The sequence below is a fragment of the Streptomyces sp. NPDC093598 genome, from assembly GCF_044764825.1.
Taxonomy (GTDB): domain Bacteria; phylum Actinomycetota; class Actinomycetes; order Streptomycetales; family Streptomycetaceae; genus Streptomyces.
Map to the genome: position 1 here is coordinate 1 of NZ_JBIWIV010000025.1, position 24,975 is coordinate 24,975.

The 24,975-nt window shown below is 73.2% G+C and carries 20 protein-coding genes and 2 pseudogenes; 8 read left to right on the forward strand and 14 right to left on the reverse strand.

What is annotated here, in order from left to right:
- Positions 1-90: 90 nt before the first annotated feature.
- Positions 91-972 (reverse strand): Gfo/Idh/MocA family protein, encoded by an 882-nt coding sequence (locus tag ACIRDU_RS37340; protein WP_403588453.1) that lies wholly within the window; start codon positions 970-972, stop codon positions 91-93.
- Between the two features lie 192 nt (positions 973-1,164).
- Here ACIRDU_RS37340 and helR point away from each other — a divergent pair, with 192 nt between their 5' ends.
- Positions 1,165-3,324: an RNA polymerase recycling motor ATPase HelR gene (gene helR, locus ACIRDU_RS37345; protein ID WP_403588455.1), complete on the forward strand. Its 2,160-nt coding sequence runs from the start codon at positions 1,165-1,167 to the stop codon at positions 3,322-3,324.
- A gap of 63 nt (positions 3,325-3,387) precedes the next feature.
- Here helR and ACIRDU_RS37350 read toward each other — a convergent pair.
- Positions 3,388-3,633 (reverse strand): annotated as a pseudogene (locus ACIRDU_RS37350) (TIM barrel protein); the annotation flags it as partial.
- A gap of 30 nt (positions 3,634-3,663) precedes the next feature.
- Positions 3,664-4,074: a VOC family protein gene (locus ACIRDU_RS37355; protein ID WP_403588457.1), complete on the reverse strand. Its 411-nt coding sequence runs from the start codon at positions 4,072-4,074 to the stop codon at positions 3,664-3,666.
- 173 nt (positions 4,075-4,247) lie between these two features.
- On the opposite strand from ACIRDU_RS37355, the pseudogene ACIRDU_RS37360 reads away from it, so the two are divergent.
- Positions 4,248-4,553 (forward strand): annotated as a pseudogene (locus ACIRDU_RS37360) (aldo/keto reductase); the annotation flags it as partial.
- A gap of 214 nt (positions 4,554-4,767) precedes the next feature.
- Here ACIRDU_RS37360 and ACIRDU_RS37365 read toward each other — a convergent pair.
- Complete coding sequence (locus ACIRDU_RS37365; RefSeq protein WP_104788031.1) at positions 4,768-4,998, reverse strand: hypothetical protein; 231 nt, start codon at positions 4,996-4,998, stop codon at positions 4,768-4,770.
- Between the two features lie 183 nt (positions 4,999-5,181).
- Here ACIRDU_RS37365 and ACIRDU_RS37370 point away from each other — a divergent pair, with 183 nt between their 5' ends.
- Complete coding sequence (locus tag ACIRDU_RS37370) at positions 5,182-6,906, forward strand: hypothetical protein (protein WP_403588459.1); 1,725 nt, start codon at positions 5,182-5,184, stop codon at positions 6,904-6,906.
- A 66-nt stretch (positions 6,907-6,972) separates the two neighbouring features.
- Here ACIRDU_RS37370 and ACIRDU_RS37375 read toward each other — a convergent pair whose 3' ends face one another.
- The 6 genes from ACIRDU_RS37375 to ACIRDU_RS37400 all read right to left on the reverse strand — a co-directional run bounded on the left by ACIRDU_RS37375 (position 6,973) and on the right by ACIRDU_RS37400 (position 17,445).
- Positions 6,973-7,614, reverse strand: coding sequence for a cutinase family protein (locus ACIRDU_RS37375; RefSeq protein ID WP_403588461.1), 642 nt, complete (start codon positions 7,612-7,614; stop codon positions 6,973-6,975).
- 151 nt (positions 7,615-7,765) lie between these two features.
- Positions 7,766-9,004 (reverse strand): PucR family transcriptional regulator, encoded by a 1,239-nt coding sequence (locus ACIRDU_RS37380; protein WP_403588463.1) that lies wholly within the window; start codon positions 9,002-9,004, stop codon positions 7,766-7,768.
- A 122-nt stretch (positions 9,005-9,126) separates the two neighbouring features.
- Complete coding sequence (locus ACIRDU_RS37385; protein ID WP_403588465.1) at positions 9,127-10,080, reverse strand: alpha/beta hydrolase; 954 nt, start codon at positions 10,078-10,080, stop codon at positions 9,127-9,129.
- A gap of 21 nt (positions 10,081-10,101) precedes the next feature.
- Positions 10,102-14,067: a beta-ketoacyl synthase N-terminal-like domain-containing protein gene (locus ACIRDU_RS37390; protein WP_403588467.1), complete on the reverse strand. Its 3,966-nt coding sequence runs from the start codon at positions 14,065-14,067 to the stop codon at positions 10,102-10,104.
- Positions 14,064-15,821, reverse strand: a complete 1,758-nt coding sequence (locus tag ACIRDU_RS37395; protein ID WP_403588469.1) for a fatty acyl-AMP ligase — start codon at positions 15,819-15,821, stop codon at positions 14,064-14,066. Before ACIRDU_RS37395 ends, ACIRDU_RS37390 begins: the two co-directional genes overlap by 4 nt.
- Positions 15,822-15,882: 61 nt before the next feature.
- Positions 15,883-17,445 carry an acyl-CoA carboxylase subunit beta gene (locus tag ACIRDU_RS37400; RefSeq protein ID WP_403588471.1) on the reverse strand — a complete coding sequence of 521 codons (1,563 nt, stop codon included), beginning with the start codon at positions 17,443-17,445 and terminating at the stop codon, positions 15,883-15,885.
- Positions 17,446-17,710: 265 nt separating this feature from the next.
- Between ACIRDU_RS37400 and ACIRDU_RS37405 the strand changes: the two genes are divergently transcribed.
- Positions 17,711-18,568: an aldo/keto reductase gene (locus tag ACIRDU_RS37405; protein ID WP_403588473.1), complete on the forward strand. Its 858-nt coding sequence runs from the start codon at positions 17,711-17,713 to the stop codon at positions 18,566-18,568.
- Positions 18,569-18,858: 290 nt separating this feature from the next.
- Positions 18,859-19,110 carry a DUF5133 domain-containing protein gene (locus ACIRDU_RS37410; protein WP_403588475.1) on the forward strand — a complete coding sequence of 84 codons (252 nt, stop codon included), beginning with the start codon at positions 18,859-18,861 and terminating at the stop codon, positions 19,108-19,110.
- A 47-nt stretch (positions 19,111-19,157) separates the two neighbouring features.
- Here ACIRDU_RS37410 and ACIRDU_RS37415 read toward each other — a convergent pair whose 3' ends face one another.
- Complete coding sequence (locus ACIRDU_RS37415) at positions 19,158-20,129, reverse strand: GlxA family transcriptional regulator (RefSeq protein ID WP_403588477.1); 972 nt, start codon at positions 20,127-20,129, stop codon at positions 19,158-19,160.
- Between the two features lie 185 nt (positions 20,130-20,314).
- On the opposite strand from ACIRDU_RS37415, the gene ACIRDU_RS37420 reads away from it, so the two are divergent.
- Positions 20,315-20,770 carry a DUF2269 family protein gene (locus ACIRDU_RS37420; protein WP_403588479.1) on the forward strand — a complete coding sequence of 152 codons (456 nt, stop codon included), beginning with the start codon at positions 20,315-20,317 and terminating at the stop codon, positions 20,768-20,770.
- Between the two features lie 153 nt (positions 20,771-20,923).
- Positions 20,924-21,127 (forward strand): hypothetical protein, encoded by a 204-nt coding sequence (locus ACIRDU_RS37425; protein WP_031111422.1) that lies wholly within the window; start codon positions 20,924-20,926, stop codon positions 21,125-21,127.
- Positions 21,128-21,169: 42 nt separating this feature from the next.
- Here ACIRDU_RS37425 and tgmB read toward each other — a convergent pair whose 3' ends face one another.
- The 3 genes from tgmB to ACIRDU_RS37440 form a co-directional block, all read right to left on the reverse strand.
- Positions 21,170-22,153: an ATP-grasp ribosomal peptide maturase gene (gene tgmB / locus ACIRDU_RS37430; protein WP_403588481.1), complete on the reverse strand. Its 984-nt coding sequence runs from the start codon at positions 22,151-22,153 to the stop codon at positions 21,170-21,172.
- A 16-nt stretch (positions 22,154-22,169) separates the two neighbouring features.
- Positions 22,170-22,361: a putative ATP-grasp-modified RiPP gene (gene tgmA, locus ACIRDU_RS37435; RefSeq protein ID WP_053673313.1), complete on the reverse strand. Its 192-nt coding sequence runs from the start codon at positions 22,359-22,361 to the stop codon at positions 22,170-22,172.
- Positions 22,362-22,493: 132 nt separating this feature from the next.
- Complete coding sequence (locus ACIRDU_RS37440; RefSeq protein WP_403588483.1) at positions 22,494-22,805, reverse strand: YkvA family protein; 312 nt, start codon at positions 22,803-22,805, stop codon at positions 22,494-22,496.
- 247 nt (positions 22,806-23,052) lie between these two features.
- Here ACIRDU_RS37440 and ACIRDU_RS37445 point away from each other — a divergent pair, with 247 nt between their 5' ends.
- Positions 23,053-24,816: a hypothetical protein gene (locus ACIRDU_RS37445; protein WP_403588485.1), complete on the forward strand. Its 1,764-nt coding sequence runs from the start codon at positions 23,053-23,055 to the stop codon at positions 24,814-24,816.
- The last annotated feature ends 159 nt before the right edge of the window (positions 24,817-24,975 follow it).

Consider the following 24,975-nt stretch of genomic DNA (forward strand, 5'->3'; position numbering starts at 1 on the left):
CCCGTGAACGTCTCCACCCACACCGGCTCAGCCCTCAACACCCCACCCATACAGGCAAAATGCCCGCCGCAAAGCCTTCTGCAACACCCTTTAGGACCCGTTGTTCAGCAGGTCCTGCGCCGCCGTGAGGATCTCCGTCACCCGCAGCCCGAACGCCGCGTCACAGGCGTGCGGGCGGCCGGTCCGGGCGGCGTCGAGCAGCGCGTCCGCCGCCCGCATCAGCGCGGGCACCGCCCCGTCGGAGCTGTCCGGAAGCACCGCGACCCCGGCGTCCCCGCGCAGCTCCACGGCGGCACCGGCAGCGGCGGCCGGTGCCGTGAGGCTCAGGGTGAGGGTGCTCGACGCGCCACCCGCATGATCGAGGACGACATGGGACGTGTCGCCGGGTCCGTACACCGCCGCCGTCACCTGCCGCACGTCGCCGAGGACCGGCAGCAGCACGGACAGGGCGTGCGGGCCGACGTCCCACAGGGCGCCCTTCTCCCGCCGCCACGGCGTCGCGAAGGAGCTCTCACCGCTGAACACCGCCCCGAGCCACTCGGCCCGCCCCGTGAACCAGCCCGGCACCGCCGCCTGCTCCGCGATCCACGCCGCAGGCTCGGGCTGGAAGCGGGCCGTGAAGAACACGACCGAGGCGACACCGGCCTCCTTCGCCGCCTCGACCACCGCCCGCCCCTGCTCCACCGTCGGCGCCAGAGGCTTGTCGAGCAGCAGATGGCACCCGGACCGCGCCGCCCGTTCGGCGAGCCCGGCCTGCACCTGCGGCGGCAGCGCCACGGCCACCGCGTCCACGTCGGCGAACAACGCGTCGACGTCGTCGTACGCTCGCACGCCGTGCCGCTCGGCCAACTCCTTGGCGGCCTCCGGACGGCGACCCCACACGCCTGTGAAGTCCAGCCCCTCGTGCCCGCTCAACGCGGGTGCGTGGGCCATCCGCGCCCAGGGTCCGGTGCCGAGCAGTCCTATCCGCATGCCGCCGCCTCTCCTCGCTGCCAAGGACGAAGAGCGTGCCACACGGAAACGGCCGGCGGGCAACAAGAAAGGCAAGGAGCGCTCTCCTTGCCACTCTCAAGTTATAACGCACGGGGGGTCTTGCGGCAAGGCCCCCCGTCTCCCGCAGAATGTCCGGCCTAGGCCCAGGACCTGCGGAAACGGGAGCATGACGTGACCCCTGCGACCACGAGCGCGTTCGATCTTCCCGACCGCCTCGCGCACAAGGCCGAACCGGAACTGATCGCCGGGGACGAACAGCACTTCGCCGCCGTCGCCGACTGCCTCGAGCAGTCGATCGCCGAACTGTCCGGGCGTCTCGAAGCCGAGCGCAGGGCACCCGGCGGCAAGGGACGGCAGGCGATGGACCGGGACGCCGAGATCCACCGGCTGACCGCCCGGCTGCGCGCACTGCGCCGCTTCGGACTCGACCTGTGCCTCGGGCACATGGTCGGTGCCGACGGCTCCGAGCCCGTGTACGTGGGGCGGCTCGGCCTCACGGACAGCGAGGGGCGCCGACTGCTGGTCGACTGGCGTTCCCCGGCCGCCGAGCCGTTCTTCGGGGCCACCCACGCCAACCCGATGGGACTGGCCCGGCGCCGCAGGTACCGCTGGACCGGCGGCCGGGTCGGCGACTACTGGGACGAGGTGTTCACCGCCGACGGATTCGAGGGCCACGCCGCGCTCGACGACCAGTCCGCCTTCATCGCAAGCCTCGGCACCAACCGCTCGCCCCGCATGCGGGATGTGCTCGGCACCATCCAGGCCGACCAGGACGCCATCATCCGCGCCGGGTCCCGCGGCGCCCTCGTCGTCGACGGCGGCCCGGGCACCGGCAAGACCGTCGTCGCCCTGCACCGCTCCGCCTACCTCCTCCACTCCGACCCGCGCCTCGGACAGCACCGCCGGGGCGGCGTGCTGTTCGTCGGCCCGCACCGGCCCTACCTTTCGTACGTCTCCGACGTCCTGCCCAGCCTCGGCGAGGAGGGCGTGCAGACCTGCATCCTGCGTGACCTCGTCGACGAAGGCGCCACGGCGGAGGAGGAGACCGACCCGGAGGTGGCACGCCTGAAGTCGTCCGCGGACATGGTGCGGGCGATCGAGAAGGCCGTCCGCTTCTACGAGGAGCCGCCCACCCGGCCGATGACGGTCACGACCCACTGGTCCGACATCCGCCTGAGCGCCGGCGACTGGGCCGCGGCGTTCGAGGCGGCGGACCCCGGCGCACCGCACAACGAGGCACGCGAGCAGGTCTGGGAGGAACTGCTCACAATCCTTGTGGACAAGCACGAGGGCGAGATCTCCGAGGCCCTGCTCCGCAAGGCGCTGTCCCAGGACCGGGAGTTGCTCGCGGCCTTCCACCGTGCCTGGCCGATCCTCGAAGCCACCGACCTCGTCGGCGACCTCTGGTCGGTTCCGGCCTACCTGCGCATGTGCGCGCCCTGGCTCGGCCGGGACGAGGTGCGCCTCCTGCAACGCGAGGAACCCCAGGCCTGGACGGTGTCCGACCTGCCGCTGCTGGACGCGGCCCGGCAGCGGCTCGGCGACCCGGAGACGTCACGGCGCAAGCGCCGGCAGGAGGCCGCCGTCGCCGCCCAGCAGGAGCGCATGGCCGACGTCATCGACAACCTGCTGGAGGCCCACAGCTACGACGACGGCGAAGGCGTGCTGGTCATGCTGCACGGGCAGGACATGCGCAACTCCCTGGTCGACGAGAGCGCTCTGCCCACCGCCGACCCCGACCGGCTCGCGGGACCGTTCGTGCACATCGTCGTGGACGAGGCACAGGAACTGACCGACGCGCAGTGGCAGATGCTGCTGCTGCGCTGCCCGTCCCGCAGCTTCACCATCGTCGGGGACCGTGCCCAGGCCCGGCACGGATTCACGGAGTCGTGGCGCGAACGGCTGGAGCGGATCGGGCTGGACCGGGTCGAGATGGCCTCCCTGCGCATCAACTACCGCACGCCCGAGGAGATCATGGCGGAAGCCGAGCCGGTCATCCGGGCCGCGCTGCCGGACGCCAACGTGCCGACCTCGATCCGCAGTGGCGGCGTCCCCGTCCGGTACGGATCCACGGCGGAGCTGGACTCGGTCCTCGACACCTGGCTCGCCGCCCATGCGGAGGGGGTCGCCTGCGTCATCGGCGACCCGGGGTTCCGGCCGGCGTCGTCCCGCGTCCGGTCGCTGACGCCGGAGCTGTCGAAGGGGCTGGAGTTCGACCTGGTGGTGCTCGTCGACCCGCAGGACTTCGGCACGGGCATCGAGGGAGCGGTCGACCACTATGTCGCGATGACCCGGGCGACCCAGCGGCTCGTCGTCCTCACGAGTTCCTGACACGGCTCCGGCCGGGGCCCTCGCGCGGGCCCCGGCCGGCGTGCTACCCGGCGAGCTCCTTGCCCAGTCGACCTCGCCCTGGCCGATGTCGAGGTGCTGGTGGATCCGGGCCGGGGTGCCCGGCGGGTTCGGGATGTGGCGCAGGCCGCTGGATCCCTTGTGGTTGAAGGAGTCCGCGATGTGCACGTGCTGGAGCTTGTCACCGGCGTAGCGCATCATCGCCGCGATGTCCGCGCCCGGGTCGGCGCCGGACGGGTGGAAGGTGTGCGGCGCGCAGTACAGGTAGTTCACCCACGGCTTGTCGACGGCGGGCGGTCCTGGACCGTCGTGCCCGGCTGCTCAGCTCTCCGTGCTGATGTTGACCATCCACGGGACGCCGAACCGGTCGGTGCACATGCCGAACACGTCGCCCCACATCTGCTTCTCCAGCGGCACCGACACCGAGCCGCCCTCGGAGAGCTTCTCCCAGTAGCCGCGCAGCTCGGCGTCGTCGTCGCCGCTCAGGCTCACGGAGTAGGAGCTGCCCTGCTCGGACTCCATGCCCGGCGGGTTGTCGGCGCCCATGAGGGTGAAGCCGCTGGTGGTTTCCAGCATGCCGTGCATGATCTTGTCCGCGTTCGGGGCGTCCGCCTGCCCGAACTCTCCGTAGCTGTTGAGGGCGAGGGTGCCGCCGAAGACCTCCTTGTAGAACTCCATCGCCTGCCGGGCGTCGCCGTTGAAACTGAGGTACGGGTTGAGGCGCGAAACCATGAGAACCTCCCAGAAGGGGGCAAAGGGCCGTTTTCGCGCAGCGTAGCGCCGGGTAGGGACAACGGCTCGTCGAGCGGGCCGCGCCGTGGGCGGGGTGACGTGTCGCGGCGGCCGGTGCCGTGGCCAACTGCCCTGTTGCCGTGGCCTCTTGAGCGGAGGGAAGACAGCGGCTCATGGCATCGACGTTCCGCATCGGCGGGGATCTGGACGTACACCGGCTCGGTTATGGGGCCATGCATCTGCCGACCGAGCACGGCCCGGATCGGGGAAACGCCCTCGCGGTGGCCCGGGGGGCCGTGGAGCTGGGCGTCACGCTGATCGACACGGCGCACCTGTACGGCGGCGGAGCCGATGAGGAGCTCCTCGCCGAGGCCCTGCATCCCTACCCTGAGGGGCTGCTGATCACCACCAAGGTGGGTGTGGCGCGCACCGGCCCGGGCGGCGACTGGAAGCTCGACGGACGTGTTGCTGACGTCCGCCCAGCGCGACCGCCTCGACCGGCTGGCCGAGGGGGCAAAGGCGGCATCAGGCTGAGGGGCCGGGCCGGGCCGGGCCGGGCCGGGGCGGGCCGCGGCCGGGGGTCGGGGGCCGGGGCGTTTCCCTGCCGTCAAGTGGTGCGGTACACCGGAGAACCGCGTCCGTCACCGCGGGCGCGACGAGCTCCTCCGGCCGCCCTGGCCGGACTACGACGGATCATGCCTCGTCGGACGCCCCGCTGTTCCAGTCGTACGGGCCGCCGCCCTGCCACTCGATCAGCTCGGTGTCGTCGACGGCCGTGTCGGTGGTGGGCAGACCCTCGCGATGCAGCAGGTCCAGCACGTCGAAGAGGCTGTAGGCGACGCCCATGCGCTCGCCGTGGATGGTCACCAGCCGTCCGCCGTCCGTCGCGGGCGGCTGCACGACCACAGGGGGTTGACCGTCCATAGGCCCACCATGCTCCCGAAACGGCCGTTTCGCAGCTCGGTGGCGTCCAGAAGCGGTACGAACCCGTTCCGGGGCCTTCGGGAACCGGGCGCGCTGTGCGCCGGTGACAAGGCGCTGTCCGGAAGCTGAGTTCTCATCAGCACCGCCTGAGAGCGGTGGTGCCGCCGCCCTAGCGTCCGTGGCATGGACATGAACCGTATGCGCAGAGGGAAGTGGTGCGGTGCCGTGCTGGCGGTGCTGCTGACCACCGGGACACTCACGGCCGCCGCCCCGGGCGCCCGGGCCGACGGGGCGCGCACCGAGACACCGGTGACGTCGACATCGCCGGTGACCGGAGTGACGGAGTCGATGGTGCGGGTGAAGGTGCCGCTGCCGGAGTCGGCCGGGGCTCGTCCCGCGGCGTGCGACTGGCTGTCGTACCTGCGCTACCGCTCCGCCGCCGGGCCGGCCGCCTCGGCCGACGCGGACCGGATCCTCATCGCCCAGCCCGGCATCCTGGAAGGAGCGGGTGCCTTCGACAGCGTCGCCCGCAACACCGTCACGACGGCCGCCGAGCAGGGGCTGCACATCGAGTTCTGGGCGCTGGACCGGCGCTCCAACTGCCTGGAGGACCGCACCGGCATCGCCTCCGGCGACCAGCACACCGCCGTCGACTACTACTACCGCGGCAAGCAGGTCGGCGGCCGGACCTTCGGCGGCTTCGCCGGCAACGGACAACTGGGCTGGATGGCGAGGCTCGGGATCGAGCAGACCGTACGCGACCAGTACGACCTCCTCACCGCCGAGTTGCCCTCCCAGGCGCAGCGCAAGCGGAAGGTGCTGTGCGGCGGGCACTCGCTGGGCGGTGTGATCACCGGGTACTTCGCCACCGCCGACTTCGACGGCAACCGCGCCACCACGGCGGACGCCGGGTACAACCAGTGCGCCGGTTACTTCGCACTCGACACGACCGTCTCCACCTCACTGGCCGACCTCAGCGGCAGCATCCCGGACGACACCAACCTGCCCGACATCGGCCTCGGTTACGGCGCCCTGCAGGCCGGGCTGGACAGCGGGGTGCTGCCGCGCACGCTGTCCGCGCCGGTGCTGCTCAACCCCGAGACCATGACCCTGCTCGGCATCGCCGGACTCGGCGCCCTCGACGACCTGGAGGGCGAGGCCGACCTGCCGCGCTATCTGCCCTCCAACCTCAACATCGAGGCCACCCACCGTCTCCTGTTCGCCAAGGACACCGCGGCCTTCCTCAGCGGCAAGCCCGCCGTGAAGGACTTCCGGCTCACCAACGGGGCCGTGCTCGGGGCGCTGCTGGACGACAACTCCGTACCGCTGGCGTTCCTCCAGACCAGTGTGGGCTTCTTCGACGGCGGGCCGATCGCCGACAAGAGCTTTCCCGTCGCCAACGGCGCTGACCAGCAGCCGGGGCTGTACGGCACCGCGTACAAGGCCATCCCCGACAAGCCGAAGGGCCCGCTCTACACCTGGCGCAACTACGACCGCGTCGGCGACCCGGACGACCCCGGACACCGGTCGGCCGACGGCACCCCGTTCACCGGCGCCGGTGAGGAGGTCACCGACGTGCGGCAACTGGCCCGCAGCCTCGCCGAGCAGCCGCTGGACTTCACCGAGCAGTACTTCCCGACCAAGCTGGTCACCGACATCCAGCTGGCCACCTCGCCGCAGGTGAAGCAGCTCGTCGTCCACCCCGAGGGGCTCAAGGCCAACCCGGTGCTCACCGTGCTCGCCGGTGAGGGACTGCTGGCCGGCCGGGTCCCGGCCGACCTGCACCCCGTGGTCGCCGACGGCTACCAGCACCTCGACGTCCTGACCGCCGCGCCCGTGCAGAACAACGGCCGCCCGGAGCCCGTCTCCACCGGTCTCGCCGGCTTCGCCCGGACACCGCGCTGGTAGGTGCCCGTACGCACGCCCGGGGCCCGGGAGGATCTCCTCCCGGGCCCCTTCGTGTACGAGCGGGTCTCAGAGCCTGCCCGCGGCGAACGTGGCCGCCTCCTCGGCGTCGTCCCGGTAGCCGAGGTGCGCCCCCACGTCACCCCCGCCGTTCTCGCAGACGGGGTCGCCCTGGGCGCACAGGTCCAGGGTGCGGCTCTGGTACGTGCCGGTGACGCTCTTGCCGAGCGCCCGGATGGGGTTGCCGAACAGCAGCACCGCGGCGACCTTCGGCTCGAGTGCCGCGGGCAGCGTGGCCACGATGGGGCTGCCGACCACAGCGCCCGCGCTGCTGATGCCGATCGAGTTGTCGACGACGTTCGCGCCCTGCGAATAGCCGACGAGAACGAACTTCTGGCTCGGGCAGGCGGCGGCCTGGTTCTTCACGTGGTTCACCAGGTCCAGATTGCCCTGCGCCGCGGACGTGGGGGAGAGATCGGCGGGGTAGTTCACCTTGTAGCTGGACAGGTTCTTGCCCGCTGCCTTCTTCTGCAGTGCGGAATACACCGGGTCGCCGACTATGAAGCCGAGCGTGCCCGGTTCGAAGGTGCCGCGGGCCGCGACGACCTCGACGTCCGAGCAGGCCGCGGCCATGGCCGGGGGAGCCGAGAGGGTGGCAAGTCCGGCCCCGCCGGCCAGCGTGAGCGCCACGAGACAGATACGGATACGCATGGGGGATCCTCCGCTTGGGAGGCGCGTGGAGCGCCTGCGAAAAAGGACGCCCCGAACGTATGCGCTTTCTCTCTCTGGCTGTTATGGACGGGATTATGGAAACGCCGCCGGTTTTTGTCGCCGATTGAGTACGCCGCCTGAATTCAGGAAGTCAGTTCTGCCCCGGGGCCGGTGATTCCGCGCGCAGTGATTCCGCACGCAGCGCGAGAATCAGGTCGAGGCGGGTCGCCGGGTCGTGCAGGGCGTCGCCGAAGAGCTTCTCCAGCTGGCGCAGGCGGTAGCGGACCGTCTGCGGGTGGATGTGCAGCCGTACGGCGACGTCCGGCACGTTGCTGCCGCTGAGCAGCCAGGCCAGCAGTGTCTCGGCGAGCCGGTCGCGCTGCCCCGCGGAGACCGTGTCGAGGGGCCCGAGGACCCGCGCCCGGAGCCGCTCCAGCAGCGGCTCGTCGCCGTACAGCAGGAGCGTCGACAGATGCTCGGAGCAGCGCACCACGCCTTGGCGGGGGAGCACCCCACGGCCCATCAGCCCGAGCGCCCGGGTGGCCAGGTGCAGCGACCGCGCGGCCTCGGTGACCGCGACCGTCGGACCGATCGCGGCGGGCCGGCCGCGCAGCGCCAGCGTGAACGCCCGGCCGCCGATGCCGCCCGGGCCGTCCGGGTCGGGCACCAGCATCCGCGGCGGACGGGACCCCATGTCCACCAGGGCGCCCGCCGCCGCCAGCGGCCGGTCCTCCTCCCGCCGGTCCGGCGCCGCCGCGAGCGCCACGACGGCGACCGTCCGGGGCACCGGCCAGCGCGCGCTGTGCGCCAGGTCCTGCACGGCCTCCGGCGCCACCGGCCCGTCCTCCAGGAGCAGGTCGAGCAGGCGCTTGCGGCGGCGCTCCAGCTCGTCGGAGCTGCGCAGCTGGGCCTCCGCGTACCCGGACGCGGCCGCCTGGGCGACCTCGTGCACGGTCCGGAACGCCAGTTCCCCCAGCGCGGCCACGGCCGTGGAGTCCAGCCCGAGTTCCTCCGCCGTCCGGCCCATCAGCCGCCAGGCGCGCAGACCGCCGACCCGCAGCGCGGACTGCAGTGCGTCCAGGCTGCGGCCCTCCAGGGCCTCGCCCCGCCCGAGTTCGTAGTACGTCGCCGCGATCGCGTCCCCGTCGTCGCGCGGGTCGGCGATGTGGTCGACGAACAGGGTCAGCGCCTGCACCACCCCGGACCGCAGGTTCTGGCGGTACGTTCCGTCGGCGGGCCGCGCGTACTCCGGGACCTGGCGGCGGACCTCCTCCTCCACCTCGTCGGCGACGGCGGCCAGATTGGCGCGCAGCAGCTCCGCCAGCTCGGGCGGGACCTGTGGCAGCGCGGTGGGGTGGTCCGGCACGCCGTGCGGGGTGGGCACAGCCATCACGGACACTCCTTTCGACCGGAAGCGGCTCACCCGCGGGCTGATGCCTGTGGGACGAGTGGGCAGTCCTGTGTTGGACGGACGACCCCTCCGCTCCGTTCCGTGCCCCGACGGCACCTCCGTCACTCGGGCACACCCAGCGCACGGGCGAGGATCGGCCACGAGGCGGTGAACTCCGGTTTCCAGTGCGCCCAGTCGTGTCCGCCGCCCCCGTAGAAGTGCGTGGTGGCCGGGATTCCCATGAGGGCCAGTGTCCGGGCGAAACCCTGGGCCGAGGGCCACAGGGCGCTCTCCAGTATCCCGGGCAGCGGATCACCGCCGCCGCCCACTCCGCTGCCCTGCGACACGTACAGCGCGGTGCCGCGCAATCCGGTGGCGCGGGCGCGCGGGTTGAAGTCCCGCCACGTCAGGAGGTTGAACACCGGATTGCCCCACAGGGAGGCGGCCGGCAGGTTCTCGCGGGCGACGATCGCGTCCATGATGGCGGGAACACCGGGAGCCGTGGTGTCGAGGATGCCGCTGTAGGAGGCCGCCGCGGTGAACGCCCCGGGGTGGCGGGCCGCGTGGGCCATCGCCCCGTAGCCGCCGGTGGAGACACCGGCGACCGCCCGTACGCCGGAGGCCCGGTAGTCCCGGGCGAGCAGCGCCGGCACCTCCTTCACCTGGAACGTCTCGTAGTCCGGGCCGCCGCGCCAGACGCTGGGGATGCCGGTGGGGCCCGCGTCCGGCATAGCCACGATCAGGTCACGGCCCGCGGTGAACGCCTCGATGTCCGTCTCGCGGGTCCAGGACGTGTAGTCGTCGTGGGCGCCGTGCAGCAGGTACAGCACGGGGTACTTCTTCTCCGGGCGCGTACCGAAGTCCGACGGCAGGATCAGCCGGACCGGCGCGCTGCGGCCGAGCGCGGCGGAGGGCACGGACACGTCCAGCGTGCGGGGACCGAGCCGGCCGGCCGCCCGGGCCGGGGCCGTGCCGGTCGTGGCCCCGAACAGGGCGGCGAGGCCGGCGGCGGCCGTCGCTCTGGCGACGGCGCGCCGGGACACTCCGGCAGGGGGCTTCTGCGGCAGGTCGGGCATGACGGCTCCTCGGGTTCCATGTCAGGGGGCCGGTGCGGCGAGCATCCGGCTCAGATGGGCGGCGATCTCGTCGACGTGCGGCGGATCGAGCAGCGACAGATGGTGACCGGGCACCGGCACCACTTCCAGGCGTGGGCACACCTCGTCCCAGCCCAGCGCCGGGTCGTCCCGTTCGTACGCCGGGTCGCGCACGGTGTGCGGCGCGGGTTCGGTGGCCCGGTAGAGGATCACCGGACCGTCGTAGCCGCCGGGCCGGTGCGACTCGCCGATGCCCATGTCCAGGTAGGAGGCGCGCTGGTGCTCCAGCGCCGCGGGCGGCACGTCGGCGGCCTCGCGCAGCGCTCGCAGCACGGCGTCGATACGGGCCGCGTCGTCGTCCATCGCCACGAGCTCGTCGTACGGCAGCTCCAGCCGCACGCCGTGGGTGTCGGCGACGTGGCGGGCGAAGCCCTCGAAGTGCGCCCGGATCCGGTCGGCCGGTGCCAGTCCGGGCCGGGGGAGGGGCCGCACGGAGTCGATGAGCACGACCAGCCGCACCTCCCGCCCGGCGTCGGTCAGTTGGCGCGCGGTCTCCTGGGCGACGAAGCCCCCGAAGGACCAGCCCCCCAGCAGGCAGGGGCCGTCGGGGCGGATGTCATTGATCGCCTCGGCGTAGCGCCGCGCCTTGTCGGGCACGGTCCGCGCCTCCTCGATCCGCTCCAGCCCGTACACCGGCTGATCGCCGCCGAGCCGTTCGGTGAGCGTCCGGTAGACGCCGACCGGCCCGCCGGCGGCATGGACGAGGAACAGTGGGGGCCGTGAGCCGCCGGCGCGCAGGGCGCGCACCGGGGTGTCGTCGCGGGGGAGGGCGCGCTCGACCCGGATGGCGGCGTCCTCGACGGTGACGGCGGCGAACAGGTCGCGCAGGGGCAGTTCGATGTCGAACTCGCGTTCCACCGCCGTGCGGACGCGGACGGCCATCAGCGAGTCCAGCCCGAGGTCGGTCCACGCGGTGCCCGGGCTGATACGGGCGGGGGAGTGGCCGGTGACGGCGGCGATGTGGTGGATCAGGCGGGCCAGGACCGAGGAGGGTTCCGGCAGTGCGGCGGGATTTTCCTCCGCCACCGGCTCGGTGCGCGCCGCCCGGCCGTCGGTCCACCAGTGCCGTACGTGCCGCCACCGGGGCAGCGGCAGGTCGACGACCCGCCCCGGTGGCACGGGCAGCCGCTGTCCCGCCGCGTACAGGGCGCCCAGCTGCCCGGCGAACGCCCCCGATCCGTCGGCGTCCCGGCGCAGGGTGGCCAGGGCGAGGGCGCCGGGCACGGTGTCGGCGACGGCCCCCGTCAGCACCGGGTGGGGGGAGATCTCGACGAAGGCCGTGTGGCCGTCGGCCGCGGCCGACGCGAGGGCCCGGTCCAGCCGCACGGGCCGCCGCAGGTTGGCCGCCCAGTGTGCGGCGTCGAAGAGACAGTCTCCGCGGGGGTCGTCGAGGACCGTGGAGTGGACCGGGACGCGCGGCTGCCGTCCCCGGATGCCCGACAGCGCGTCCACCAGCTCTGGCAACAGCCCGTCCACCTGCGGCGAGTGCCCGGCGCCGACGACCCGCATGGCCCGGACCGCGCGGCCCCGCCCGTCCAGCCGGCGCACGAGCCCGGCCACCGCCGCCTCCTCGCCGGTGACGACCTTCTGCCGGGGAGAGGAGTGCACGGCGACATGCACATCCGGGAAGTCCCGTGCCAGCGAGTCCAGTTCGTCGTCGTCCAGGTCCACCACGGCCATCGCGCCGCCGCGCAGACCGCTCAGCAGCCGGGCCCGTACGGCGATGACACGCGCCCCCTCCGCCACGTCCAGCGCGCCCGCGCACACGGCCGCCGCCACCTCGCCCATGGAGTGACCGATCACGGCGGCGGGCTCGACCCCGTGGGCACGCCACAGCTCGGCGAGCGCCAACTGCATCCCGAACAAAACCGGTTGGGCAACCTCGAGGCGATCGAGGCCTTCACCCGAGGACAGACGGTCGTGGAGGGACAGGCCGCATTCCGGGGCGAGCTGCGGGTCGAGCTTCTCGACGGCGGCGGCGAACGCGGGTTCCTCGGCCAGCAGCCGGCGCCCCATGCCGGGCCACTGGCTGCCGTAGCCGGAGAAGACCCACACCGTGCCGCGCCCCACGCGGTCGCGGTCACCGGTCGTCACCCGTGCGTCCGAACGCCCGGCCGCCAACTCATGCAGTGCTTCCGTCAGTTCGGCGCGGTCGCGGGCGACCACCGCGGCGCGCACGGGGCCCCGGCCCGTGCGCCCGGCCAGGGTCCGGGCCACGTCGGCGGGGTGCGCGCCGCTGTCGCGCAGCCGGGCCGCGAGCCTGCCCGCCGTGTCCCGGAGGCGCTCGGTGTCGACGTCGGAGAGCAGATGCACGCGGGCGGCCGGTTCCTCGGCCGGTCGTACCGGAACCAGGCCGGGCGGCCCTTCCTCCAGCACCACATGCGCGTTGGTGCCGCCGAAGCCGAACCCCGAGACGCCCGCGACGGCCGTGCCGCCGTAGCGGGGCCAGGGCTCCGGCTCGGTCACCACCCTCAGCCGCGCATCCGTGAGCGAACTGCCCTGCTCGCAATGCAGGGACGGCGGGATGGCGTCATGGTGCAGAGCCAGCACGGTCTTCACCAGACCGGCGACGCCCGCCGCGGACTCCAGATGACCGAGGTTGCCCTTCACGGACCCCAGCAGCAGCGGCTGGTCGGGGTCGCGGCCCGCGCCCAGCACCGCGCCGAGCGCCCCTGCCTCGATCGGGTCGCCCAGCGGCGTGCCGGTGCCGTGGGCCTCCACGTAGTCGACGTGCTGCGCGGCGAGCCCCGCCTGCGCGTACGCCCGCTCCAGCAACGCCTGCTGGGCGGCCGGGTTGGGCGCCATGAGGCCGTTCGAGCGGCCGTCGGAGTTGACGGCGCTGGCCCGGATGACGGCCAGTACACGGTCGCCGTCCCGCTCGGCGTCGGACAGCCGCTTCAGGATCACGGCCGCGCAGCCCTCGCCGCGGCCGATGCCGTCGGCCGCCGCCGAGAACGGCTTGCAGCGTCCGTCCGGCGCGAGGGCTCCCACGCGGCTGAAGGCGACCGTGACGGCCGGCGACAGCAGCACGTTGACCCCGGCCGCGATCGCCGTGTCACTCTCGCCCGTGCGCAGGCTGACGCAGGCGTGGTGCACGGCGACCAGCGAGGAGGAGCAGGCCGTGTCGACGGCCAGGCTCGGCCCCCGGGTGTCCAGGACGTAGGCGAGCCGCCCGGCGGCGACGCTGAGGGCGCCCCCGGCAGGCGCCCAGGGATCGACGGCGGCCGGGTCGGCCCCCGTGAGCTGCCCGTACTCCGGTGCCGAGATGCCGACGAACACGCCGGTGGCGCTGCCCGCAAGGGACTCGGCCGGCACGGCGGCATGGTCGAGCGCCTCGTGGACGACCTCCAGCAGGATCCGCTGCTGGGGATCCATCACCGCGGCCTCGCGCGGGCTGATGCGGAAGAAGTCCGCGTCGAACCCGGCGATGTCGTCGAGATAGCCGCCGTAGGGATGCGCGTCGGCGGGCGGGAACGCGGTGAAGTCGCGCCAGCGGTCCTCCGGGACGCGCCGGATCGCGTCGACGCCCCCGCTGAGCAGCCGCCAGTAGTCGTCCGGGCCGTGCACGCCGCCGGGCAGGCGGCAGCCGACCCCGACGACAGCGACCGGCTCGGCCGCCGCGCCCGTGACCGCGGTGCGCGCCGGCGCCGCCCCGGCTTCCGGACCCCCCGTGCCGCACAGCCGCGCCACCAGGGCCTCCCCGGTGGGCGTCTCCCACAGCAGTGTCGTCGGCAGTTCGCGGCCGGTGGCGCGGGAGAGTTCACCGGCCAGGGCGACGGCATCGCGGGAGGCCATGCCGAGGTCCGCGAGCGGCCGGTCCATCGGGACGTCCTGCGGGGAGGTGCCGTTCCAGACGGCCACCCGCTCGGCGATCAGCCGGCGCAGCGCGGCCTCGTCGACGGGCCTCATCCCGCGGCCCCCGCCCGGGCATGCCCGCCGTAGGCGCCCTCCAGATACCGGGCGCGGGTCAGCGCCCGCGACACCTTGCCGCTGGAGGTGCGCGGCACCGTGCCCGGCGGCACCAGGACGACATCGGCCAGCCGCAGCCCGTGCCTGGCGGAGACGGCACCGCGCACGGCTCGCGCCACGGCCGCCACGTCCAGCTCGGCGAGCCGCACGGTCCGTGCGTGCTCCGCCACCACGACCGCACGCTCGCCACCGGCGCCGCCCGGCACGGCGAAGGCGGCGAGCCGGTCCCGGCGCACCGCCTCGTGCGTCTCCTGGGCCGTCGCCTCGACGTCCTGCGGGTAGTGATTGCGCCCGTCGACGATGATCAGGTCCTTTAGCCGTCCCGTGACGACGAGCTGCCCCTCCAGCACGGTCCCCAGATCACCCGTGCGCAGCCAGCGGCCCGGACCGGCCGAGGCGTCCGCGAACTCCGCGCCGAAGACCTCCTCCGAGTCCCGGTTCCAGTAACCGCGGCCCACGTTCGGCCCCTGCACCCAGATCTCCCCGACCTCGCCCTCCGACAGCGCCACCCGCGTCACCGGGTCGGCGACCCGGACCCGCTGACCCGCCGGAGTGCCGCAGCCCGCCAGCAGCACCGCCCGGGGATCGCCCGGGGGTGCGGGAAGGGCCTTTCCAGCCGCCAGGGCGTCGCGGTCGAGCGCGAACCGGCTGAGCGGCTCACCCGGCCGGGCGGCGCACACGAACACCGTCGCCTCGGCCAGCCCGTACGACGGGCAGTGCGTCCCGGGAGCCAGGCCCTGGTCGGCGAACGCCGCGTGGAAGCGGTCGGCCGTGCCCGGGCGGACCGGCTCGCTGCCGTTGATCAGCGCGGTCACCCTGTCCAGCCGCAGACCCTCCTTCTGGTCGGCGGTGACGGTCGCGACGCAGTAGTCGTAGGCGAAGTTGGGCGCGGCGCTCACGGCGTTCGGATGCGCGGCGAGCAGCCGCAGCCAGCGCACCGGCTCATGCAGGAACGCCGCCGGGTCCATCAGCACCGACAGCGCTCCGCGCGCCACCGGGGCCGCGACGCTGAGCACCAGCCCCATGTCGTGGTAGAGCGGCAGCCAGCCCACACTGGTCATCGGGCGGGTGTCGAGGCCGTAGGCGGCCAGCGCCTGGCGGGCGTTGGCGACCACGTTGCCGTGGCTGATCTCCACGCCGGCCGGGGCACGGGTCGAACCGGAGGTGTACTGGAGGTAGGCGGGCGCCCCTGCGTCCGGGGCGGCCGGCTGCCGGTCCCGGCCCTCGACGTCGGGCACCTCGTCCGCGACGACGATCCGCGGCCCGCCGGACCCGAGGAAGTCCCGCACCTCGTCCGAGGCGCGGCGGGTGGTCACCACGACCGAGAGACGCGCGTCGGCCAGGACGCCCGCGAGCCGGTCCGCGTGCCCGGGCAGACCCGGTGGATACAGCGGCACGGCGACCAGCCCGGCGGCCAGGGCCGCGAGGAAGGCGGTCACGTACTCGGTGCCCTGCGGGCACAGCAGCGCCACCCGGTCCCCGGGGCCCGTCTCGTCCGCGAGGCGGGCGGCGAGCGCCCGCACCCGCAGGTCCAGGCGGCGCCAGGTCAGGGTGCGGTGGACGCCGCGCGAGTGCGGTGCCGGATGTTCGACGAAGGTGAAGGCCCGGCGGTCGGGGATGGTCTCGGCCCAGTGCCGTACGTACTCCGGCAGTGTGGGGCACGCGGGCGCGAGCGGGGGGCGGCGGCTGTCCATCGGGCGGGGCTCCTCACGGCGCGGATCGGCCTACGGGTCGCAAAGGGAGAGAGGGGGGCGGCTAGAGGGGGATGTTGCCGTGCCGGCGTTCCGGCATCGGGGCGCGTTTGCCGCGCAGTGCGCGCAGGGCGCGGCAGACCTGCTCCCGGGTCTCGCGCGGCGCGATGACGGCGTCGACATAGCCGCGCTCGGCGGCGAGGTACGGAGTGCCGTGGGTGCGCTCGTAGGCGGCGAGGAGGCGGGCGCGCAGCGCCTCCGGGTCGTCGGACGCGGCGAGTTCACGCCGGTGCAGGACGCCCACGGCCCCCTCGGCGCCCATCACGGCGATCCGGGCGGTGGGCCAGGCGAGGTTGACGTCGGCACCCAGGTGCTTGGAGCCCATCACCGCGTAGCCGCCGCCGTACGCCTTGCGCACCACGACCGTGACCTTGGGGACGGTGGCCTCGGCGTAGGCGTACAGCAGTTTCGCGCCGCGCCGGATGATCCCGGCCTGCTCCTGCCGCACCCCGGACAGATATCCGGGCACGTCGGCGAAGGTCAGCAGCGGGATGCCGAACGCGTCGCAGAACCGGACGAACCGCGCGGCCTTCTCGGACGCGTCGATGTCGAGAACCCCGGCGGCGTGCAGCGGCTGGTTGGCGACCACACCCACCGAGCGGCCCTCGACGCGGGCCAGGGCGCAGATGATGTTCGGAGCGAACAGCTCCTGCACCGGCAGCAGTTCACCGTCGTCGACGACCGCGTGCAGGATGTCCCGCATGTCGTAGGCCTCGCCGAGCCGGTCCGGGACGACCTCGTCGAGCCCGGCCCCGGGCGGAGCGTGCCCGGGGGCGTACTCCGGGGGCCGTTCCAGGTTGTTGGCCGGCAGGTACGACAGCAGGTCGCGCACGGTGTCGAGGGCGTCCTCCTCGTCGGCGGCCAGGAAGTGGGCGTTGCCGTTGACGGTGTTGCTGGTGCGGGCGCCGCCCAGCTCCTCGGCGGTGGTGCGCTCGCCCGTGACCGTCTCGATGACGTCGGGGCCGGTGACGAACATGTGCGAGGCGCCGTCCACCATCACGGTGAAGTCGGTGATCGCCGGCGAGTACGCGGCGCCGCCCGCGCACGGGCCGAGGACCACCGAGATCTGCGGGATGACCCCGGACGCCTTGACGTTGCGCCGGACCAGCTCGGCGTAGAGGGCGAGGGCGGCGACACCCTCCTGGATCCGGGCCCCGCCGGAGTCGTTCAGACCGATCACCGGGCAGCCGGTCTTCAGGGCCAGTTCCATCAGGGCGACGGTCTTCTCACCGAAGGCCTCGCCCATGCTGCCGCCGAACAGCGTGGAGTCCTGGGCGAACACGCACACCGGGCGGCCGTCGACCGTGCCGTACCCGGTGACCACCCCGTCGCCGTACGGGCGGCGGGCGTCGTGGCCGGAGGGCCGGGCCCGGACGAACAGGCCGGTCTCGGTGAAGGAGTCCTTGTCCACGAGCCGTTCGATCCGCTCCCGGGCCGAGAACTCCCCGCGTCTGCGCGGCCCGTCCGGGGCCACCGCACGCTCCCGGCGGTGCTCCAGGCCGGCGACGCGCTCCGCGGTGCCCCCGGGCGTGTGCGTCGCCGTCTCCCCCGGACCGGATGCTGTCACCTCTGTGCTCACAACCACCTCCGAAGTGGGCCTCGAATATGGCAGCGGGGTGGGGGAGCGCCGTACCGATCGCCGGTCTGTGTGGGGGAATTGAGTCCTCCGGCGCGGGGTTTCATCCCCCTGTGACAAGGGGGCGCCCGGGGGCCCGGCACGATTCAGTTGCCCGAGTGCTGAATGCGTTCTCCTTCTTCTATTGGACCCCCGGCCGCGCGGCGTCCAGGCTGGAGTGCACCATCGCCCGACAGCCGGAAGAGGTCACGAACCCATGCACAGCCGCCGCATCGGTGACGTCGAGGTCAGCGCGATCGGCCTGGGCGCGATGCCCATGTCCATCGAGGGACGACCGGACGAGGCACGCTCCCTCGCCACCATCCACGCCGCCCTCGACGCCGGTGTGACCCTGATCGACACCGCGGACGCCTACCACCGCGACGCCGACGAGGTCGGCCACAACGAGACCCTGATCGCCAAGGCCCTCGCCTCCCACGACCGCGGCGGTGACGTCCTGGTCGCCACCAAGGGCGGCCACCTGCGCCCGGGCGACGGCAGCTGGACGCTCGACGGCAGTCCACGCCATCTCAAGGCGGCCTGCGAGGAGTCCCTGCGCCGGCTCGGCGTCGAGGCCATCGGCCTCTACCAGTTCCACCGCCCCGACCCGCGCGTCCCGTACGCCGAGTCCGTCGGCGCGATCCGGGACCTGCTGGACGAGGGCAAGATCCGCATGGCCGGCATCTCGAACGCGAACCCGGAGCAGATCCGGCAGGCCGACGAGATCCTCGGCGGGCGTCTGGTCTCCGTGCAGAACCAGTTCTCCCCGGCCTTCCGCTCCAGTGAGCCGGAACTGCGCCTGTGCGACGAACTCGGCATCGCCTTCCTGCCCTGGAGCCCCCTCGGCGGGATCTCGAAGGCCGGCGAACTGGGCTCGGGCCACGCCCCCTTCGCCCGTATCGCCGAGGCGCACGGCGTGAGCCCCCAGCGCGTGTGCCTGGCCTGGATGCTCGCCAAGTCGCCGGTGGTCGTCCCGATCCCGGGTGCGAGCCGGCCCGAGACCATCCGCGACTCGCTCGCCGCCACCGGCCTCGCCCTGAGCGCCCAGGAACTGGCGGAGCTGGACGCCGCCTGAGCGCACCACGAGACCCGGGGACGGCCGCGCGCCGCCCCGGGTCTCATGCCGCCGACGAGCAAGCGCTCGCCCTGCGCACCGGCAACCGAGGAGGAGCACCACCGAGGGTCGGCACGCACCGGGACCTCCTGCGCAAGGGTGGGGCGTACACGGCCCTGCACAGCGGCCGGCTCACTTCGAGACCGGTCGCATGCGATCATTTCTCGTCACATCCGCCCCAGGTGAGAAATTCGTGTGAATGTTTCCGCGTGGTTCGGGCATACGCAGCGAAACAGAGAGAGGGGCGCTACGTGCTCGTACCGGACCGGAAGATCGTCAGGGAGCTGTTGACGCGGTACGCGTCGCTGAGGATCGCTCAGTCGGAGAGGCACGTGCCGACGGCGGCACGCGAACTGGAGGACGTCAGCTACACGCTGTGCGTGATGATGGGGACGTCCGACATAAGCGACGCCATCGCCAGGGCGGACGTCCTGCTGCTCACCGAGGGGCGGCCCGCTGCCGCCGACGCGGACGGGGAGAACGGCCTGACGCTGGTCGGCTGACAGTTCGAGAGGCCCGGCACGGACCGGGCATCGCGCCTCGGCGGCCCCTAGGAAGGGGCCGCCGAGGCGTTCCTCCGCCCGTGGAACGCGGCGCGGTACGCGTACGGGGTGGTGCCCACCACCTTGCGGAACCGCTCCCGGAACGCGGTCGGCGAGCCGAACCCCGCCTGGCGCGCGATCCGTTCGACGGAGTGGTCGGAGTTCTCCAGCAGGTACTGGGCGCGCCGCACCCGCGCCCGCAGCAGCCACTGCAGCGGCGTGCTGCCGGTCTGCTCACGGAAGCGGCGGCTGAAGGTCCGCTCGCTCATCCCCGCCCGCTCCGCCAGCGCGCCCAGCGTCACCTGGTGCGCCAGGTTGTCCTCGATCCACTCCAGCACCGGTTCGAGCGCCGACCCCCGGGGCACGGGCGGATGCTCGTGCACGATGAACTGGGCCTGCCCGCCCTCCCGTTCCAGCGGCATGACCGACATCCGGGCGATGTTCGCGGCGACGGCCGACCCCAGGTCCCGCCGGATCATGTGCAGGCACAGATCCAGCGCGGCGGCCGCCCCGGCCGAGGTGAGGATCTGCCCGTTGTCGACGTACAGCACGTCCGGCTCGACCTCGACCCGTGGGAAGCGGCGGGCCAGCTCACCGGCCGCCACCCAGTGCGTGGTGGCGCGCAGCCCGTCCAGCAGCCCCGCCTCCGCCAGCACGAAGGCGCCGACGCACACCGACGCGATCCGGGTACCGGCCTCGGCCGCCTCCCGCAGGGCCGCCAGCACGCGGGCGGACGGCGGCGCGGCGTCGGGGGAGCAGCCCGGCACGATGACGGTGTCCGCCTCCGCCAGCGCTTCCAGCCCCCGCTCGACCCGCAAGGTGAAGCCGCCGTCCGCACGCACCTCGGGCGTCTCGGCGCACAGCCGGACCCGGTAGGCGGGCCGCCCGTCCGGCAGGTGGGTCCAGGCGAACGTCTGCTGGGGCGCCGCCATGTCGAACGGCACCACGTGATCGAGAACCAGGATCGCCACGGAGTGCATGAACGCCACCCTAGGCGCATTCCCGCCGGCCGGGAGAAGCGGGGAACAGGGCGGCCGACGGCGCGAGGGGGCAGGTCAGGCGAGTTGGCGAGAACCCGTTGGAAGCTGTCGTTTCAGCCGCTGGGGCGATCACGGCGGGGCGTCCTAGCGTGGGCACCGTTGATCACATCCTGGAAAGAGTCCCGGTGACCAAGCTCCTGCTGTCCCTCCATGTCCTGGCCGCCATCGTCGCCATCGGTCCCGTGACCGTTGCGGCCAGCATGTTCCCGCCCGCCGCACGCAGCGCCGCCCCCGATGCGACGGGGGTGGGCACGGTCGCGCTGCTGCACCGCATCTGCCGTGTCTACGCCAAGGTCGCCCTGACCGTCCCGGTCCTCGGGTTCGCCACCGCAGCCGCCATGGGCGTCCTCGGCAGCGGATGGCTCGTCACCTCCATCGCCCTGACCGCCGCGGCCGCCGGCGTCCTGATCGCCTTCGTCCTGCCCCGACAGGAGGAACTTCTCGACCAGTTGGAGGCCGAGCAGGACGTCGACCGGGCGAGCACCGCCCGACTGGCCATGTTCACCGGCATCTTCAATCTGCTGTGGGCGACGGTCACCGTGCTGATGATCGTCCGGCCGGGTTCCACGACGGGAGCCTGAGGAAGCGCGTCGCGGGTGTGGCGCATTTCCCTGTCATGGATGTCCGGTCTGCGTCAAGTCATCCCAAGGAATTCACACTCCGGGACACCCTGCGGCCTACACTCGCAGTCTCGCCCCCGCACGGGGCCGACGAGCAGAAAGGCACGTTGACGGGTGTTCCAGGATTCCCCCATCTACGACCGACTCATCGCGGAGCGCGGCGATGTACCCGCACAGGTGCGCCGCGAGGCCGAACGTGTGAGCAGGGAACTGGAGCTGGTCATGCGGCCCTCGCAGTCCCTCGGCTACGACCGCCCGCACTCGCCGGGTGCCGGCTGGCAGCGCGCGGGCATGCTCCCCGGCCCGCGACCCCAGTGAACGGACGGCGGACCCGGGCCCGCTCGGTGCCGGGCCCGGTGGTCAACGGACTCGCGTGTCGCAGCCGATGACATGTGACGGCTGGACCGGAAGGGGCCGGCACAGCCACTCGGCGATGCTCCGGGCGATCGGCTGACCCGTCTCCACCTCGACGAACCCGAACTGCCCCGACTGGTTGCATTCCAGGAACCACCACGTCCCGTCGGAGTCCTCCACGAAGTCGAAGGCCCCGTACGCCAGTTCCGCCTCTCGCAGGTAGGACAGCACGCCCGGCGCGATGGAGGACGGCACATCGACGGGGCGCCACGGCGAGCCGGGCGCGGCGAACCGTACGTCGACCTCGTCCGGGTCGGCGTCCTCGGCGGTCGCCTTGCGGGCGGCCAGCATCCGCTCGCCCACGACGGTGAGCCGGATGTCGGCCCGCTTGGTGATCCGCCGCTGCAACAGCGTCGGCCCGAACGCGACGGCGGAGAAGTCCGTGTCCGGAGCGACCCGGCTGGTCGGCACCGCCCGGGGCGGGTCCTGCGGATGCGCGCCCGACACCGGCTTGACCACCAGTTCCGGGTAGCGCTCGGCGAACTCGCGGGCGGCGCGCGGGAAGGTCGTGATGAGCGTCGCGGGCACGGGCAGACCACACCGCTGGGCCAGACGCAGCTGCCACGGCTTGTGCCGGGCCCGGCGCGCGGCGTCGGGGTGGTTCATCCAGCGCGCGTCCGAGCCCCGCAGCATGCCGTAGAGCGCCTGGGCGGCCTCCTCGGTCAGCCACGTGGACGGTTGCGCCGCCCGCGCGGCCGGGACGCCGGGCCGGCGCACCCACACGGACCGGAGCCCCCCGATGCTCACCAGCCGCCCCCCGGCGGACAGATGACCGCGGAACCGGCCGTGCACGTACTCCCCCGAGAGCGCGACACCACCGGTCAGATCGGCGGGATCGACGCGGACCACCGGAACCCCCGTCGCGTTCAGGTGCACCACCACCATGTCCGCGGTCACGTCCTCCTCACAGGTGAGGATCAGTACGGTCATCTTCGGCGGCCCGCGGTCAGTCGTCGAAGTGCGTCTTGGAGCCGGCGGTGGACGTCGTGGTGCCGAACTCTCTCAACAGGGCGAAGTCACAAGCCGCGACTCGGCCGTCGCGGAGCACGTTCAACTGCAGTCCGGCGTCGTACACGTACGGAATGGCAGCTTCCAACTCCACTGCCGGGCGCGCGTAGTTGAGCGCGAACGGTTGCATCGTCTCTCCCTCGTCGGTACTGCGCCGATCACACGGCGGTCCGGGGGCGCGGCCTCCCGGTCCGCCGGCGTGTTTCGGCTTCCAGAGACTTATACGAATCGAACGGGTGGTTGGTTTCCTTACTTTCCGTAGTCATCGAGCCGGTTGCCGGTCCGGCCGGTGTGCCGTACTGCGCTCCCGTTCGCCGAGGGAGCCGCGGACGGTGCGCAGAGCGAGCAGCAGGACACCGATGTCGTCCAGGTAGACCGGGTCGGGCAGCAGGTCGGTGGGCAGCACGAAATAGAGCAGTGCGCCCCAGAAGACCCAGCGCGGGCCCGTGGGCAGTCCCGCGCGCCGCAGATCGCGCCGGGTCCGCACCAGCCGCACGAGGACGACGACGGCGAGGGAAAGGACGACGGCCGCGACAACCGCGGCCAGGATGATCACCTTGGTGGTCGTATCCACGGGTTGCCCTCCTCATGGCGTGTCGCGACACGGGGTGTCCTTAGCTGGATTCCCTTTTCCGGCGGCTGTATTGCGGCCGGGGCCCGACATGTCGGCGAGTCGGCGGATTTTCCCGTGCGGGTGGTCATCCCGGTGGCTCACACGAGTGGCACGGGGTGACGGAGGCGCCTAGTAATGGTCAGCGTAACGTCGCTCGTCACACGACGGGGGGCGCAGGAGCGGCCGCACTCTTCCCCTGGAGGCGAGTATGACCACCTGCTCTTCATCACCCCGCCCGAACGAATCTGCCATACCCAGCGAGTCGAACGGGTCCGCCCAGCCGTCCGCCGAGACCACGGTCGCCACCGGCACGCACCAGGTGGAGCAGACGAGCACGCAGCCCGCCGCCGGCCCCTACGACACGTACCGGACGGGCCCCTCCGAGTCCGCCGCCGGCTCTCACCAGGCCGACCGGGTGGCCGCCGAGCCCGTCGCCCTCGGCTCCCACCCGGCGGCCGGGGCGGGAACGCAGCCGGCGGCTCCGGACCCGGACCGGGCGGGCCGTACCGCAGCCCCGGGCCCGTTCGAGGCGGACACGCCGTCCGACCGGCCCGTCGAGCCGGGCTGGAACCAGGCGGAGCAGGCGCCCGCGTGGCCCGCGGCCCCCGCCGCGGACACGGCGGCCGAGCGGTCAGTCGACCCCCCTTCGGACCAGGCCGCCGCACAGCCGCCTCCGCCCGTTCACGATTGGCTGGATCCCGCGGACGCGCGGCCTGTCGCACCCGTCCTGGACCGGACGGACCAGGCACCGGAGTCCGCCCGCTCCGCCGGCTCGATCCCGGGCGACACCGCCAGGTCCGCCGCCGGCCCGGGCGAGCCCGTTCAGCCCGCTGAGCACGGTTCGGACGAGGACGATCCGCCCGACGGGCCCGGCTCGGGCGACGCCGGCCGGCCGGGTGCGCGGCCGTTCGTCATCCGGTCGCTCGACGACAACCCGGTGGAGCTCCGGCCCGGCACCGGTCCGGCCTCCGGCGCACCGTACGGCGACGCCGTCAGCGACCTGGTGCACGCCGCGGTGGCAGACCGGCCGCTGGAGGAGGTCGTCGACCTCATCACCTCGCTGGAGGAGTCCCCCGACCACACGCAGGCGAGGGTCGACGCGCTCCGTACCGCCGGGGTGCGCCGGTCGGTGGAGGACGTGTCCCGGCTGATCGCCCTGCTGACCAAGCCCCCGCGGGACGCCGAGAGCGCGGACGAGGCGATCCGGGCCGCGGCCGCCCACCGGCCGGTGGAGGAAGTGACCCGGCTGGTGACCCTGCTGCACAAGGAGCCGCAGGAGCCCCACGTCCGCGAGGAGGCCCTCCGCGCGGCCGCCACCGGCCGGTCCGTCGGAGAGCTGGTCGAGCTGATCGACCGCCTCGGCCTGGAGCGGCTGGACCGCAACGGCCGTCGCCCCAAGGGGCCTTCGCGACCCGAGGGCGACACCAGGGAGCCCGAGACGCCCGGCCGTCAGAGCAAGCGCCGCGCGGCACGCCCGGTCTCGGCCCGTCGGACGCACCGGACCCTCGACGACCCGCACGCGGACCGGGACGAGACGGACCGGTTCGCCAAGTCCCTCTCCTGGTCGGGCTGGCTCGCCGCCATGGCCCTCGTCGTGTGCGCCGTGGTCCACTTCCCGCTGGAGCGCGGCGACGCGTCCCTGCGTCTGCACGCGGTCGCCCTCGGTCTGTCGGTGCTGTGCACGGTGCTGGCGCTGCTCCTGGCCCTGCGCCCCGTCGCCCTGGTGCTGGCAGGTGCGGTACTGGTGCCCACGGTGCTGGCCGGGGCTCAGGCGTACGGAAGCTCCTTCCCGTCGGCGTCCCTGCCCCGAGCCGTCGACCTGGCGCTCGCACCACCGTGGCTCGCCGCCGGAGTCGCCGTGTGCGCCGCACTGCTGGCCCTGGTCGCGCTGGTCTTCCACGCGCTGGCGCCCATCGCCGCCCGACAGTGGGCGCCCGCACCGGGGCCCGGGGCACGCGGCACGGCGGAATGAGGACTGGAGTGTTCCTTTCGGCCGGACCGGATCGCACCGCTGTCGCCTGCCGATCCGGTCCCCTCATGACCCCGCCGGATCGGTCCCGCGGACGGGGAGGCCGTGCTGACGCAGGACGGCCCCCGTCGAGCCACGCACCGGGAGCCGCGGCGGCCCGGT

What these genes read in the sequence shown, in the direction of transcription:
- ACIRDU_RS37340 (WP_403588453.1), bottom strand. Translation starts at nt 972, where the DNA reads ATGCGGATAGGACTGCTCGGCACCGGACCCTGGGCGCGGATGGCCCAC.
- ACIRDU_RS37355 (WP_403588457.1), bottom strand. Translation starts at nt 4,074, where the DNA reads ATGGTTTCGCGCCTCAACCCGTACCTCAGTTTCAACGGCGACGCCCGG.
- ACIRDU_RS37365 (WP_104788031.1), bottom strand. Translation starts at nt 4,998, where the DNA reads ATGGACGGTCAACCCCCTGTGGTCGTGCAGCCGCCCGCGACGGACGGC.
- ACIRDU_RS37370 (WP_403588459.1), top strand. Translation starts at nt 5,182, where the DNA reads ATGGACATGAACCGTATGCGCAGAGGGAAGTGGTGCGGTGCCGTGCTG.
- ACIRDU_RS37375 (WP_403588461.1), bottom strand. Translation starts at nt 7,614, where the DNA reads ATGCGTATCCGTATCTGTCTCGTGGCGCTCACGCTGGCCGGCGGGGCC.
- ACIRDU_RS37380 (WP_403588463.1), bottom strand. Translation starts at nt 9,004, where the DNA reads ATGGCTGTGCCCACCCCGCACGGCGTGCCGGACCACCCCACCGCGCTG.
- ACIRDU_RS37385 (WP_403588465.1), bottom strand. Translation starts at nt 10,080, where the DNA reads ATGCCCGACCTGCCGCAGAAGCCCCCTGCCGGAGTGTCCCGGCGCGCC.
- ACIRDU_RS37390 (WP_403588467.1), bottom strand. Translation starts at nt 14,067, where the DNA reads ATGAGGCCCGTCGACGAGGCCGCGCTGCGCCGGCTGATCGCCGAGCGG.
- ACIRDU_RS37395 (WP_403588469.1), bottom strand. Translation starts at nt 15,821, where the DNA reads ATGGACAGCCGCCGCCCCCCGCTCGCGCCCGCGTGCCCCACACTGCCG.
- ACIRDU_RS37405 (WP_403588473.1), top strand. Translation starts at nt 17,711, where the DNA reads ATGCACAGCCGCCGCATCGGTGACGTCGAGGTCAGCGCGATCGGCCTG.
- ACIRDU_RS37415 (WP_403588477.1), bottom strand. Translation starts at nt 20,129, where the DNA reads ATGCACTCCGTGGCGATCCTGGTTCTCGATCACGTGGTGCCGTTCGAC.
- tgmB (WP_403588481.1), bottom strand. Translation starts at nt 22,153, where the DNA reads ATGACCGTACTGATCCTCACCTGTGAGGAGGACGTGACCGCGGACATG.
- tgmA (WP_053673313.1), bottom strand. Translation starts at nt 22,361, where the DNA reads ATGCAACCGTTCGCGCTCAACTACGCGCGCCCGGCAGTGGAGTTGGAA.
- ACIRDU_RS37445 (WP_403588485.1), top strand. Translation starts at nt 23,053, where the DNA reads ATGACCACCTGCTCTTCATCACCCCGCCCGAACGAATCTGCCATACCC.